This window comes from Blastocatellia bacterium, from assembly GCA_035275065.1.
In the GTDB taxonomy this organism is placed as follows: Bacteria; Acidobacteriota; Blastocatellia; order UBA7656; family UBA7656; genus DATENM01.
The window spans coordinates 23,512-38,278 of record DATENM010000136.1 but is presented as its reverse complement, the minus strand read 5'-3'; the positions used below and the strand labels follow the sequence as shown (position 1 = coordinate 38,278).

The following is a 14,767-nucleotide window of genomic DNA, read 5'->3' as shown; positions in this document are numbered from 1 at the left end:
TATCGAATGACAAGCAAGCAAGGAGTCGTCCTGGTCACCGGCGCGACCGGTTTTGTCGGCAGTCACGTCGTCGACCGCCTGCTTGAAGGCGGGCGCGCGGTGCGCTGTCTGGTGCGCCGCTCAAGTAATCTTCGCTACCTGAAAGACCCGCGTCTCGAATTCGCCGAAGGCGGCCTCGATGACGCCACCGATTGGCAGGCGGCGCTCCGTGGCGTAGACGCCATCTATCACGTCGCCGGCCTGACTTTTGCGCGGCGGGCGAAGGATTACTTCGAGGTGAATCAGCGCGGCACCGAGCGATTGCTAGCCGCCGCGCTCAAGCACCGCGACCAAATCAAGCGATTTGTGCTGGTCAGCTCGCTCGCGGCCATCGGCCCATCGCGCGACGGCACGCCGGTTGACGAAGACGCGCCGCCGACGCCCATCACGCCTTACGGGCAGAGCAAGCTGATGGGCGAAGAAGCATTGCGCGCCGTCGGCGACCTGCTGCCCTACGCCATTGTCAGGCCGCCTGCGGTCTACGGCCCGCGCGATTACGCGTTGCTCGAATTGTTCAAAGCCATCGAGCGCGGCATGATGCCGATGATCGGGCGCTATGACAAGCGCGTGAGCCTCGTCCACGCCCGCGATCTGGCGGCGGGCATCATCCTTGCGGGTGAAAGCGAGCAAGCGGTCGGGCGCGCTTACTTCATCTCAAGCGACAAGGTCTATTCGATGCGCGAGCTGGCCGCAAGCATCGCCGAGATGATGGGCCGTCGCGCTCGTCAGCTCGCCATTCCGCGCCCGCTGGCTTTCGGCGTCGCGCTGGCCGCCGAGGGCCTGTCGGCGCTCACGCGCAAGCCGCCGGTCATCAACCGCGACAAAGTGCGCGACCTGTCGGAACGCTGCTGGGGCTGTTCGATTGAGCGGGCGAAACGTGAGCTGGGCTACAATCCGCAGGTGCCCATCAACGAAGGCTTGCGGGAAACGATTGACTGGTACAAGCGCGAGGGCTGGCTGTGATTGAGCAAGGCGGCGACGCGGGGAAGCGTGACGCGGCGACGCGGCGACGCGGCGACGCGGCGACGAAGAAAGCGAGTGACCATCTGGAGGTTGGTGGCGAGACACCAGCCGCGCCCGCTCAGCCGTTGCTCTATCCGGCGGATCAAGTCGTCATCGCTTACATCACGATCATTACCGTGCTAGTCGTCGGGTTCAGCTTTCGCATCCCCCTCTGGCCCCTGTTCATCGCCTTGCACGCGCTGGCCATCGGCCTCGTCTTGCTGCTGGCCAAAGGGGATCAGTCTCTTTCTCGCCGCGTCGCCGCGTCGCCGCGTCGCCGCGTCGCCGCGTCGTCTTTCATTCACGGCTGGTATCCGGTGGCGCTGATTCCTGCGACCTACAAAGAGCTCTCTTACCTGATCCCGCTCATCCATCCGCGCGACTTCGACGCGGAGCTGGCGGCAATCGATCATCGGCTCTTCGGCGCGCACCCGACCGTCTGGCTCGAACGCTTCACCTGGCCGGCGCTAACCGAAATCCTGCAACTCGCCTATGCGACTTACTATTTTCTGCCGCTCATCCTCGGCGTGGTGCTGTGGCGCAAGCAGTGGTTCGAGCCGTTTCGTTTCTGGGTCTTCATCGTCGCTCTCGGTTTTTATGTTAGTTATCTGGGCTACATTGCCGTGCCGGCGACCGGGCCGCGCTTTCTGCCGGCGATCAAAGCGGCGCAGAGCTTTCCACTCAGCGGCGTCTGGTTGTTTCACAGCCTGCGCGATACGCTCGACCGCGCCGAAGGCATCACCCGCGACTGCTTTCCGAGCGGCCATACCGAATTGACCCTGCTGGTTCTGTATTACGCGCGCCGCTTTCATCGCCGCACCTTCTGGCTGATGTTGCCAGTGGGCAGCGCTTTGATCATGGCGACCGTCTATTTGCGTTATCACTATGTCGTTGACGTGCTGGCCGGCGGCGCCGCCGCCGCCCTGGTTATCTTGATCGCCGGGCCGCTCTACCGAATTCTGGAGGGGCAAGGGGCAAGGGGCTGGGGGCTAGAGAAGAGAGGGTAGGATACAGCCCTCGCAATTCTCTTCTCCCTAATCCCCAGCCCCCAGCCCCTTGCCCCTATGCCGTGGACTGAAGCACAACGCGAAGCGATTGAAACACGCCGGCAGCGCGTGCTGGTGTCGGCGGGCGCCGGGTCGGGTAAGACGCGCGTGCTGGTCGAACGCTTTCTGCGACTGCTCGAAGAGAATCCCTCGTGGAACGTGCCGGACATCGTCGCCGTGACTTTCACCGAAAAGGCGGCGCGCGAGATGGTGTCGCGCATCCGCCGCGAGATTCGCCAACGTATCGAGCAGGCGGAATCCTTTGAAGCGCGCGAGCGCTGGCGGGCGCACCGCAACGCGCTCGATTCATCGCGCATCGGCACGATTCATTCGCTGTGCGCCGCCCTGCTGCGGGCTCACCCGGCAGAGGCCGGCATCGATCCGGCGTTCACCGTGCTGGAAGAGATCGAAGCCGATATGCGGCTTGAAGAGGCGATTGAAGAAACCCTTGCCGCCGCCGCCCGCGAAAGCAGCCGACTGGCGCTGTCATCTCCTGACCTCTGCCTGTCGCTCGTCGAAGTCTTCGCCACCCTCTCGGCGCACGAAGTCAAAGCCGCGCTCGCGTCGCTGGTCAGACAAGGCGCGAGCGCCGCGGCGGCCATCGCCCATCTCGAAGGCAAGACGCCGGCGGCGCTTTTCGCGCACTGGCAACAATCGCTCCGTCAAGCACGTGAAGCGGCGGCCCGCGCCATCGTCGAAAGTGATCGGTGGCGCGAGGCGGCGCGCACTGTTGCGCGGCTGGCCGCACAGGATTCCGCCGACAAGATCGAGCAGGTTCGCGCCGAGGTCGCCACACGGCTTTCTGAGATCAATGACTCACTGAATGGCGCGGCGCTGTCGCGGTGTTTACTCGACATCAAAGCGGCGATTGTTCTGCGCGGCGGCGCGGCAAAGAAGTGGCCTTCGGAAGCGGCATTGCGCGATGTGAAAGCCGCGCTCACCGCGATGCGGGACTTAATCAAAGGCGAAGCGCTACTGGCGCTTGAGCTGAACGAAGCCGACCGCGTCGCGGCGGAAGTCGTGGCGCGGCTCGTCGAGTTATATCGGCGCACGCGGCAGCATTTCGCCGCGCTCAAGCGCCATCGCTCGGCGCTCGACTTCAACGACCTGGAAGAGCTGACCGAGCGATTGCTAGCGACGCACCCGGAAGTTTGTAAGCGCTACCACGACGGCGAGCGCGGTTTGATTCGCGCACTGATGGTGGACGAGTTTCAGGACACCGCGCCGATCCAGACGCGCATCCTCAAACAGCTTGCGCCGCAATCGGGCGAGTTCTTTATCATCGGCGACGCCAAGCAATCGATCTACCGCTTTCGCGGCGCCGACCTGACGGTCTTTCATGCGCTGCGTGACGACTGGTCGCGCAGCGGCGGGCGCGACATCGCTATGAACGCTTGCTTTCGCACACACGAGCGGCTGATCGCTTTCGTGAATCACCTCTTCGACATGATCTTCAAGCGCGAGAATCGCTATGACACCGGCTACGAGGCGATGACGGCGCACCGGCGGCCCGCGACCGCTGCGGCGGCGGTCGAACTGCACATCATCACGCAGAGCAAAGAGACGAGCGCCAGGCTGAAAGTCGCCGAGCTGCGCGAGCGCGAAGCGGCGCTGGTCGCACGCCGCATCCGCGAGGTCGTCGAGCAAGAGCAGGTCGCGGTCTGCGGCAAAGACGAGAGCGCGCGAGCGGCGCAGTACGGCGACTTCGCGCTGCTGTTTCAAGCCTCGACCAGCTTCGACATTTTCGAGCAGGCGATGGCCGATGCCGGCGTGCCTTATGTGACGATTGCCGGGCGCGGCTTTTACGACCGGCAAGAGATTACCGACCTGACGAACCTGCTCGCCTTTCTCGTCAGCCCGAACGATAACCTGAGGCTGGCCGCCGTGCTGCGCTCGCCGATATTCGCCCTGTCGGATGAAACGCTGATGCGGCTCCGCGCGGAGCCGCCGCGGCGCACGCTCTGGCGTGCGCTCGGCGATGAAACGGTGGCGCACGCCGAAGCCGAGCGCGAAGCGGTGCGGGCGGCGCGTGAAAGGCTGGCGCGGCTGAGCGCCCGGGCGGGTCGGCTGAGCGCCGCCGATCTCATCGTCGCCGTGCTCAGAGAGACCGGCTATCTGGCGACGCTGATGCGACTGCCGCACGGCGAGCGGCGCGTTGCAAATGTCGAGAAGTTCATCGAGCAGGCGCGCGGCCTGGCTTCGATGACGCTTGCGGAACTGGTCGAGCGCATCGGCCAGATGCAGTTCCGCGAAGCCCGCGAAGGCGAAGCGACCGTTGAAGAGGCCGGCGCGGTGCGCTTGATGACGGTTCACAAATCAAAGGGCCTGGAATTCCCCATCGTCTGGCTGGTGGATACGACTTACAAAGGTCACACGTCGCGCGAGCTGATCGCAACCCATGTTGATTATGGCATCGCCGCGCGCATCAACGCCGATCATCTGGAGACCGATGACGATAATTTGAAGGCCGCTTCGTATGTCATGTTGCAGCAGATCGAGCAGCAGATGGATCGCGCCGAAAAGAAGCGCTTGCTCTACGTCGCGGCGACGCGAGCCCGCGACCATTTGATGATTTCGGGAGCGCCGGGCGCGGGTAACGCCAAGGGCGATCACTGGCTCGGGCGCATTCTGTCGTCGCTCGACGTGGATGAGCAGTCGCGCCCGGCGAGCTTTGATTACCCCGGCGGTCAGGTGACGATTGCCTGGCACGACGCCGAGGCTATGCCGACGAGCTATCCAGCCGCGGCTTCGGCTAGCGATAGCCGCGAATCGCTTTCAAGCCAGCAGCCATCCGACGGCCAACGGTTTCCGCTGATCGGCCCGCTCGTCTAAGCGCCGGCTTGCGATAGCCCAATGACAGGATGGAGAGGACGCGATGTTATTCATGGTGATCGAGCGTTTCAAGCCGGGCAAAGCCGAGGAGGTCTACCGCCGCTACCGCGAGCAAGGGCGCATGCTGCCCGCGGGCTTGCGTTATGTGGATAGCTGGATCGAGACGAATTTGAGCCGCTGCTTTCAGCTCATGGAAGCGGATGACGCCGGGCTCTTTGACCAGTGGATCGCCCACTGGCAAGACCTGGTTGATTTTGAAATCCTGCCGGTCATCAAATCAGGCGAGGCCGCCGAGCGCATGACCCAACTGCCCAAATGATCGGCGCTCCAGGCCATCTATTCAGCAATGACACTGGCGAGCAAGGCGGTCAGCTCATCCGGATCGATGGGCTTCGGCAGGTGGTGTTGAAAGCCGCTGGCCAATGCGCGGCGGCGATCTTCTTCGCGAGCGTAGGCCGTTAAAGCAATGGCCTTAACATCGCCGCCCTGATCACCCCCGAGGCGGCGCACGCGCTCGATGAAGGCATAGCCATCCTCTTCGGGCATGCCGATGTCACAGATCAGCACGTCGGGTGGCGATTGCCGTATCGCCGCAAACGCCAGCGCCGCCGAACCGGCGCTCTCCACCTCTGCGCCGCTCTGGCGCAAAGCCAGGCTCAACACGGCGAGCGTATCTTCGTCATCATCTACAAGCAACAGCCGCGCGCCGGCAAGCGACAGGCGCGGCTCAGGCTCCGCGGTAGCCGCAACCGGCGGCGCAAGCAGACCGGCCGGATCGGCGAGCGGCAAGCGAACTGTAAAGGTCGCGCCCTGGTTCTGGCCCGCGCTGCGAGCTTCGACCGTGCCGCCATGCAATTCGACCAGATGGCGCACAATCGCCAGCCCTAAGCCGAGGCCGCCATGTTTGCGCGTGTAAGAGCTGTCGGCCTGACGGAAGCGGTCGAAGACATGCGGCAGAAAGTCTGCGCTGATTCCCTGCCCCGTGTCGCTCACGGTGATCTCGGCGCCGCCTGTTTGCCTGGACAACGCGACGCTCACCTCGCCGCCATCCGGGGTGAACTTGATGGCATTCGACAACAGGTTCCAGACAATCTGCTGCAAGCGGTCGGGGTCGCAGTGAACATCGTCGTCCGGTTGCGCAAGCTGTGTGCGCAGGCGAATCTTTTTAGCGGTGGCGGCATGGCGGACGGTTTCGATGGCGGCTTCGATGATCGGCGCCAGCCGCACGGCCCGCACATCCAGGCGCAGCTTGCCGGTCATGATGCGCGACACGTCAAGAATGTCGTTGATGATCTGAGTCTGCGCATGCACATTGCGCTCGATGACTTCGAGCCCGCTGGCAAGCATCGCGGCGTCCACTCGCTGACTGCGCAGCATGTGTGTCCAGCCGAGCAGCGGCGTCAGCGGCGTGCGCAGCTCGTGTGACACGGTGGCGAGGAATTCGTCTTTCAAGCGGTTCGACTCTTCGGCCTGGACGCGCAAGCGGCGCTGCTCTTGAAACGACTCGGCGGTGGTCATCGCCGCCGACGCCAGATTCGCCAGCGCCGTGGCGATGCGCATCTCTGCCTGGGTGAACCGATGCGGGTCTTTGAAGTAGAAGGCGATGGTGCCAGAGTTCTCGCCGTACAGGTGCAGCGGCACGGCGAACAGCGAGCGAATGCCCTCGGCCCTGTACAGGTCCGTGCGACCGGCGAGCAGCGGGTCTTGCTCGACGTCCTGGCTCGTAATGGTTGGAACCAGCGATGGCGGGATTGCCCCGAGCGTATCTATCGTCACCTGCCGGTAAGTTTCCGACAGGCCCTCGGCGCAGCCGATCTCCCAGCGGCCCGCGCTCTCTCTGTAGCGCCAGACGGCATAGGCATCGGCAGGCACCAGCCGGCGCGACAGGTCGAGGACGGCTTTGAGAACCGCCTCCGGGTCGAGCGAAGTCAGCAAGACGCCCGACGCATCGATCAACAGCGAAAGCTGCTCTTCGACGCTGCGGTGCAGGCGCGTCGTCTCTTCGATCTGCTTGCGCGCGCTGATGTCGCTGGTCGTGCTGAGAATGTAGGGCTCGCCGCCGATCTGAATGATCTCGGCAGACATCAGTCCCCAGCGCCGCTCGCCGGCGCGCGTGCAATATTCAAACTCGAACTCTTTCAGCCGGCCCTGCTCCGCGAGCAGGCGCGCCGCACGGTCGAAATAGCTCGGGTCGGCGAGAAAGCCAAGGTCGGCAATCGTGTGGCCGACGACTTCGTCGCGCGCGTAGCCGCTGATGCGCAGGAAGCTGTCGTTGACTTCGACGAAGCGGCCATCGCGGATGGCGTGGATCGCCATCGGGTCGGGGTTGGCTTTGAAGGCTGTCGAGAAGCACTCTTCGGAAGCCTTCAAAACCTGTGTGGCGCGCCGCTGCTCGATGGCAAAGGCGACGTGGCCGGCGATGATCTGCGCGAGCTGCACTTCACTGGCGGCGTACGAGTGCGGCGCATTGTAGTAGACCATGAATTTGCCGAGCAGCCGCCCGCGGCTGACCAGCGGGATGAAGGCGACGGCGCGAATGCCTTCGCGCTTCAGCGCCCCGCGCAAGCCATCGGCCATCGGCGCATGCTCGACGTTGGCGATCAGTACAGGCTGCGGGTCTGTGTCTTCCAGCGTCCAGGGCGTGTGGCCTTCGACGGCGCCGCGATATTGCTCGGAGAGCCCGCGCCATGCCTTGAAGCGCATCACGCCGTCGCCCTCCAGCAGCAGGATGGCGGCGCGATCCGCCGCCGCCGTGTCTTGCAAGCCGTTCAAGGCTTCTTCGTAAATTTCTTCGATCTGCTTGGCGCGGCCAATCGCCGCGATCAACTGGTAAATGGTTTCGAGAGGGTTAGACGGCGAATTCGAATAGGCGGCAACATCTTTCATTACGGTGGCGCTCCGGCCTTAAGAAATGATTATCAGGCTCTGCTGGCAAAATCCCCAATGTTCGACTGGAGGCTCCAACTGGAGGCTGAAACCAGTTTACACAGCTTGCCCGGACGTGACAATCGTATTTACGCCCTGAAATTTTCTGTGCTAGTATCATCGGTGGACGCGCCTCTGATCTCATTTAATCTCATTTTCTAAACTCTGCTGATGAGCCAAACACCGGAACCGCCTGTGGCTACTCCAGGCTGGGCCAGACGCCACAAACGCCAACTGATGATTGCCGGGGGCAGTTTTCTCCTGATCATCATTGCGCTTGCCCTGTTTGGCGTTTACTACATCCGTTCCGGGCGACTCAACCACTTCATCATCGTCCAGGTGCAACGGGCGCTTGCCGATTACGGCGTGCGCGCGGAGGTCGGCGGCCTCGACCTGTCGTGGGGCATACGCACCGCCAAGGCGCACGACATCAAGCTCTACAATCAGCAGACCGATCAACTGATCGGCACGATTGATAACGTTGAAATTGTCGTCGAGATTCCTAACCCCTTCGCCCTGCGCCTGCGACGCGAGATCATCTTCAAGCGCGTCGAGCTCAACAACCTGCAAGCCTATGTCGAGATAGACGCGCAGGGAAAGACGAACTTCGCCGGACTGCACAACCCGCCGCCGAGCGCGCCGAGCCGCATCAGCTTCGATTTTTCGGGACTCGTCGGCACGCTCACCACCGGCACGCTGCACGTCAACGATCAAGCGCACCAGATCACCGGCGACCTGGAAAATCTCCATGCGGTCGCGAGCCCGGTGGCCACGGGCTTAGGGACCAACCTGCAATTCACCGCCGGCACCAGCCACTTGCGTTACCAGGGGCGCGACACCAGCATCGATAGCCTGGACATGGCCGCCGACGTTGGACTGACCGGGGTAACGCTCGATCACTTCAACCTGCGCTCGCCTCTGGGCGAAGTCAACACCAGCGGCAAGCTCGACACGCTGGCCGGCTTGAGTTACAACGCCAACCTCCAGACGCGTGTCGCGCTCGCCGAAGTCTCGCGGGTTCTGGCTCCCGACCTGCGCTTGCAAGGCGCGGCCGCCTTTAACGGCAACCTCAGCGGCGACGGCGCGAAGTACAAGATCACCGGCGCGCTGACCGGCGAAGACCTGACCGCAGCGGGCGACCGCGTGCGCGCCGCAAGCGTCGAAGACATCAACGTCGAATCCGACGGTGAGCGCATCACTTTCACGAGCAGCCGCGCTCACGCCACGGCGGCCGCCGTCGCCGGCAATCAACTGGCCGGCGTCCAGATCAGCGGCATCAACGGCGAGATCAAAGACGGCGTGACGCTGGCCAACGTGCAACACCTGGCGGTCGGGCGCGTCGGCTTAGCTCAAGGTCAGGTGCAGGACATTCGCGCCGGCGACATCCGCGCCGAAATCCGCGACGGGCGAACGCTGGCGACGGTGCGACAGGTGACCGTCGCGCGGGTGGCGCTCAAGGCCGGGCAGATCAACGGCATCACGCTGCGCGACACGGCGGCCAACATCAACGGCAGCGTCTATCAAGTCAAAGGCAGTCTCGACGTGCGCGGTGGCCAGGTACGCGGCACACAGATCGGCCCCGTGCGCGGCCAACTGGTCGCCGATAACAACGCCGTGGCGCTCAACCGCTTCAACGCGTCGTTGATGGGCGGCACCGCCACCGGCGACGCCGTCATCGCCACAGGCCGGCGCGGCGCGTCACGTTTGACCGCCAGTCTCAACAACCTGAAGACCGGCGAAGTCTTCAAGCTCCTCGAAGTCAACAACCAGCCGCTCACCGGCAGCATCAATAGCCAGGTGCGCGTCAGCTGGCCCGGCACCAACTTTGAATCGCTGAGCGGCAACCTGTCGGCGCACCTGACGGCGGAGACGACGCAGACCGACAGCGCCATCCCTGTGACCGGCGATGTCGCCGTCCGCGCCCAGAGCGGCAACTTCAACGTCGAGCAGTTGACGCTGGCGACCAACGCCTCGCAGTTGACCGCCAGCGGGCGCGTCGCCGCAAAAGGCGACTCGTCTGATCTGAATTTCTCGCTCACTTCGACCCATGCCGAAGAGCTACAGACCATCGCTTACTCGATCAACAGCGTCAAAGATGCGGTGGCGTCGTACGAGCCGCGACTGGCCGGCGACTTCCGCTTCGACGGGCGCGTCAGCGGCTCGTTGAGCGACCCGGCAATCGAAGGCGACCTGAACGCCGCCAACATCGGCGCGCACGATCAGCCGGTCGGCAGCCTGACGGGTCACGTCCGGCTGACGCCGCAAGAGGTGGCTTTTGAAAATGGCGTGCTGGCGACGGTCGACGGCGGCTCGGCGCGCTTCACTTACTCAGCGCCGCGCGCCGAAGTCGCGACCTCTGGCCGCTTGGACGCCACCATCGATCACATCAACATTGAAACGATCACCTCAGCCGCCGGCCTGTCGAGCCAGCAGAAATTGATCACGGGCAGCTTGAATGGCGAAGCCCACCTGACAGGCTTGCCCGGCTCGCCGACCGGGACCGCGACCCTGACGCTGAACAACGGCACGATTGAAGGCCAGGCGGCAGAGAACGCCAACGCCAGTCTGGTCTTTGATGGGCGCACGGCAAGGCTTGACCGCGCCGACCTGCGATTCGCGCAGGGCCAGTTGACCGCCAGCGGCCAGTACGATCTGAAGACGAATGATTTCCAACTGCAAGCCCGCGCCGACAACGTTGACCTGAATCAACTGGCGACTTCGCTCAACCTCTCGGCCAGCGTCACTGGCACGGCGGGCGCGACCGTGCAGGCGACTGGCAACACCAAAGACCTCGGCGAGCTAAAGGTCGAAGCGACGGCTCAGGGCAAGGACGTGACGATCAACGGGCGCAGCGCCGGCGAGCTGAGCTTGACGGCGCGCACCAACCCCGGCGGCCGCGTTGACGTTGATTTCGTAACCGGCATCGTTGGCAAGCCTCAAGCCGTTCACGCCAGCATCGAGCTGCGCCGACCGGGCCGCCCGATCACCGTCGAATCCACTTTCGATAATCTCGATCTCGCGCCGCTGGTCGCCGCCTTCGCGCCCGACGCGGCAGTCACAGGCACAGTGAATGGCCGGCTCTACGTCATCGGCCCGATTGAAAACGCCGATGGCGAGATGACGCTCGATCACCTGCGCGGCGACCTTACGCTCAATACCATCGCGCTCAACGTCGAAGGCCGCGCCGTCAACATTCAGACGCCGGTCTCGGTGATCGTCAACGGCCCTGAAGTCAATCTCAGCCAGACGCGCATCTCCGGCCAGGGATTCGATTTTAGATTAGGCGGCACGCTCGCACTGAACGGCGACGCGCCCGTGAATTTCGCGCTCACCGGCGCGGCCCACCTCGCAGAGCTTGGCCAGGTGAGCCCGGACCTCTTGCTCGGCGGCACCATCGCGGTTGACGCGCGGCTGACCGGCAAGATCAGCGACCCGCGCCTGGCGGGCGAGATTCGCCTTGAGCAGATTTCGGCATCCGGCGACGCTCTGCCGCTCGGCATCTTCAACGGCAATGGCCGCATCACGCTCGGCGCCGACCGCATCACGCTCGAAAGCTTCACGGCGCAGGCCAACGACGGCAACCTGAATGCCAGCGGCGAGGTGCGCCTCGCCGGGCTGCGCCCGCAAGACTGGCACTTCACCGCCGTCGGCAACAACGTCAACGTGATTTACGAAGGCGCGTCGATCATCGCCAACGCCAACCTTGACCTGACGGGCAACACAGACCGCCAGGTGTTGAGCGGCACGATCAACATTCCCGAAGGCGACTACACCACGAATCTCGACTTTGCCAGCATGGCCAACGGCAGCGGCGGCGCCGATGGCTTGAGCTTTGGCAGCGGCAGCGGCGGTTCGACCACAGGCCGAGGGCCGCTCGGCTTGCCGCCTCTCGGCCTCGACCTGCGCATCAACGCGCCGGGCACGTTGTTGATCCGCAATCAGCAAGTCAACACCGTCGGCACGGCGGCGCTGTCGATTGGCGGCACGGCGACCGACCCGAATATCACCGGGCGCGTGGCGGTCGAAGGCGGCACGATCAAGCTGCGCGCACAGCGTTACGACATCACCACCGGCACGCTCGACTTTCCGGGCGGCGGCTCGACCCCTGTGGTCAATCTCCAGACCGAAGCCGACATCAGCAACTATCACGTTTATGTCGGACTGCAAGGGCCGCTCGATCAGATGGAAGTGACGCTGCGCTCCGACCCCGACCTGCCGCGCTCGGACGTGCTATCGCTGGTGGCGACCGGCCACATCAATTCGAGCACGCTCGCCAGCCAGGACCTGGTTTCGTCGGGGCTGGGCGCGGCGGCCTCGCTGCTCTCCGAGCAGTTCATCTCGCAGCCGACCGAATCGCTGCTCGGACTGAATCGCTTCCAGATCGATCCGGTGCTTGAGCCTAACTCGAACCCGGCGGCGCGGCTGACGATTGGCAAACAGCTGACACGCGATCTGTCGTTCACCTACTCGACCAACGTCGGCAGCGAGCAAGATCAGAGCGTCATCGTCGAGTACATTTTGTCGAACCGCTTTTCCGGCCTTGCCTCGTACACGCAAGGCGGCACGTTCAACAGCGGCACGACGACCGACAGCAACTTCACCATCGAGATGCGCGGGCGCACGCGCTTTGCGCTCGGCTTTGAACAACCTGTGAGCAGCGCGCCGGGCCGCAACACCGCGCCGCCGCGCGCCCCGCTGCCGCCCGCCGAAGTCATGCTGGTCAACCCCGCCGGGGTGAAGCTGAGCAACCGCAAGCTGCGCGATCTGGTGCCGGTCGAAACTCAGGGCTTCAGCCGCGCGCTGGCACGGTTAGGCGAGCGCAACCTGGAAAATTACCTGCAAGAGCAGGGCTACTTCTTTGCGACCGTGCATTCGCGCTGCGAGCCTGTGGAGTGCAGCGGCGCGCCCGTCCGCCTGTTTTACGACGTGCAGCCGGGGCAGCGTTACGACCTGGACGAGATTCGTCTCGAAGGCACGAACGAGATCGGCATGGGCGATGTCGGCAGCGACCTGCAATCAAAGAAAGCGAGCTTCGTCGGGGCTGTGCCAATACTCAAATCGCTGCCGCTGATTGGCGGGCTGGCGCGCGGCATCACCAGCAACGACCGCATTCGCCGCGACCGCGAAACCATTCGCAATCGCATGGCCGACCTCGGCTTCCGCTCGGCGCGCGTCACGTCGCGCATTGATACCAAGCCGCAGAGCGAAGACCTGGTGCTGATCTTCCACGTTGACGAAGGCACGCGCGCGACCGTCGCCGACGTCGCCTTCAACGGCAACACCGTCTTTGCCGCAAACGAGCTGCGTGACCGCGTGGCGCTCAAGGAAGGCGAAGCCTTCTCGCCGAGCAAGGCCCGCGAGACGACCAAGAACGTCAAGGTGTTTTATGGCGATCACGGCTTCCTGGACGCGACCGCGCCGTACACGATTGTTGATCTGTCGGCGGATCGCGTCGCGCTGCAATACAACATCAGCGAAGGCCCGCGCGCTATCGTCGCCGCGATTGAGGTGACCGGTCAGACCAAGACCCGCGAAGCCTCGATCCGCCGTTTCTTCGCTTTCAAAGAAGGCGACGTGCTGACGCCCGAGTTGATTCGCCACACGCAGCGCGACCTCTACGCGACCGGCGCCTTCAGCGAAATCGCCATCCGCCACGAGCCGATGCCGGGCGGCAACCCGGACGCCCGCCGCGTCACCGTGCGAGTGACCGAAGCGAAGCCTCTGCTCGTGGTTTATGGTCTCGGCTTTTCAACCGACGAAGGGCCGCGCGGCTCGCTGCAACTGACCGACACCAACCTGTTCGGGCGGGCGAATTCAATCTCGATGCGGACGCGCGCCAGCTTCCGCGAGCAGCTCTTACAGTTGCAGTACACAGACCTGCGCATCTGGAGCAGCAACTGGGCAGCGACGCTGTCGGGATTTTATGACAGTAATACCAACCTGCACACACTGGTGCAGCGGCGGCTGGTCGGCGGCGGCACCGCGTCGAACAATGGGCCGAGCTTTGGCATCCAGCGCTTCGTCGTCTTCCTGCAAGCCGAGCGCAAGTTCTCGGACATCACCGCGCTGCGTTTCCGTTACAGCTTCGAAAACAGCAAGCTGAGCAACCCGCAGGACATCCCGCTCGAAGAGATCGTCCGCAACGAGCAGGCGATACGGCTCGGCTTGTTTTCAGCCGGGCTGACGCGCGACACGCGCAACTCGGCGCTCAATCCGACGAAGGGCGAGCTCATTAGCGTCGAGCATTCGATTGCGGCGCGGCCTTTCGGCGGCAACGAAGCTTTCAATAAATTCTTTGCCAATTACCAGCGCTATTATCAATTCGACAAGATGACGCCGGGGCTCCGTGACACGGTGCTGGCGTTCGCGGCGCGCCTCGGACTGGCCAAGCCATACGCCGTCCGTGGCACCGGCCCGAACGGCGCGATCACTGAAGCCGACGAGGTACTGCCGATCAGCGAGCGCTTCTTTGCCGGCGGCGCGACGACGCTGCGCGGCTTTAAGTTCGAGCAGGCCGGGCCGCAAGCCATCCTCGAACCGCGCAATGCGATGGAGCTGCCGACGCTGGTGCCGCTGGGCGGCGATGCGATGCTGGTGATGAATTTCGAGCTGCGCTACCCGCTGACCAAACAATTGCGGCTGGTGCCGTTCTACGACTTTGGTAACGTCTTTCGCCGGGTGAGCGATATGAGCTTCGGCGGGATGACGCATACCATCGGGCTGGGATTGCGGCTCGACACGCCCATCGGCCCGGTCGGCATAGATTACGGATACCTGCTCAACCCGCCATCGTTTATGAGCGCCACCGGCGTCATCCTGCGACAGCCGCAAGGCGTCATCCACATCCGCTTCGGGCAGACCTTCTGACGTGTGGCGCAATCTGTCAGATTGCGCGAGCCAATGCGCAATCTGACAGATTGCGC

The 14,767-nt window shown here is 63.8% G+C and carries 6 protein-coding genes; 5 read left to right on the top strand and 1 reads right to left on the bottom strand.

Annotated elements, in window-relative coordinates; genetic code table 11:
• The first annotated feature begins 6 nt into the window (after positions 1 to 6).
• The 4 genes from VJ464_25495 to VJ464_25480 are packed head-to-tail and all read left to right on the top strand — an operon-like array spanning position 7 to position 5,238.
• Positions 7 to 1,002: an NAD-dependent epimerase/dehydratase family protein gene (locus VJ464_25495; protein ID HKQ08501.1), complete on the top strand. Its 996-nt coding sequence runs from the start codon at positions 7 to 9 to the stop codon at positions 1,000 to 1,002.
• The gene (locus VJ464_25490; GenBank protein HKQ08500.1) at positions 999 to 2,048 is read left to right on the top strand and encodes a phosphatase PAP2 family protein; all 1,050 of its coding nucleotides are present in this window, start codon (positions 999 to 1,001) and stop codon (positions 2,046 to 2,048) included. Before VJ464_25495 ends, VJ464_25490 begins: the two co-directional genes overlap by 4 nt.
• Before the next feature lie 57 nt (positions 2,049 to 2,105).
• Positions 2,106 to 4,919, top strand: coding sequence for a UvrD-helicase domain-containing protein (locus tag VJ464_25485; GenBank protein ID HKQ08499.1), 2,814 nt, complete (start codon positions 2,106 to 2,108; stop codon positions 4,917 to 4,919).
• A 43-nt stretch (positions 4,920 to 4,962) separates the two neighbouring features.
• Positions 4,963 to 5,238 (top strand): DUF3303 family protein, encoded by a 276-nt coding sequence (locus VJ464_25480; protein ID HKQ08498.1) that lies wholly within the window; start codon positions 4,963 to 4,965, stop codon positions 5,236 to 5,238.
• Between the two features lie 17 nt (positions 5,239 to 5,255).
• On the opposite strand, the gene VJ464_25475 is transcribed toward VJ464_25480, so the two are convergent.
• Positions 5,256 to 7,805, bottom strand: a complete 2,550-nt coding sequence (locus VJ464_25475; protein HKQ08497.1) for an ATP-binding protein — start codon at positions 7,803 to 7,805, stop codon at positions 5,256 to 5,258.
• Positions 7,806 to 8,039: 234 nt separating this feature from the next.
• On the opposite strand from VJ464_25475, the gene VJ464_25470 reads away from it, so the two are divergent.
• Positions 8,040 to 14,711, top strand: a complete 6,672-nt coding sequence (locus tag VJ464_25470) for a translocation/assembly module TamB domain-containing protein (protein ID HKQ08496.1) — start codon at positions 8,040 to 8,042, stop codon at positions 14,709 to 14,711.
• The last annotated feature ends 56 nt before the right edge of the window (positions 14,712 to 14,767 follow it).

Bases quoted from the DNA above. Each gene is read 5' to 3' on its own strand.
- VJ464_25485 (HKQ08499.1), top strand. From the start codon at position 2,106: ATGCCGTGGACTGAAGCACAACGCGAAGCGATTGAAACACGCCGGCAG.
- VJ464_25495 (HKQ08501.1), top strand. From the start codon at position 7: ATGACAAGCAAGCAAGGAGTCGTCCTGGTCACCGGCGCGACCGGTTTT.
- VJ464_25475 (HKQ08497.1), bottom strand. From the start codon at position 7,805: ATGAAAGATGTTGCCGCCTATTCGAATTCGCCGTCTAACCCTCTCGAA.
- VJ464_25480 (HKQ08498.1), top strand. From the start codon at position 4,963: ATGTTATTCATGGTGATCGAGCGTTTCAAGCCGGGCAAAGCCGAGGAG.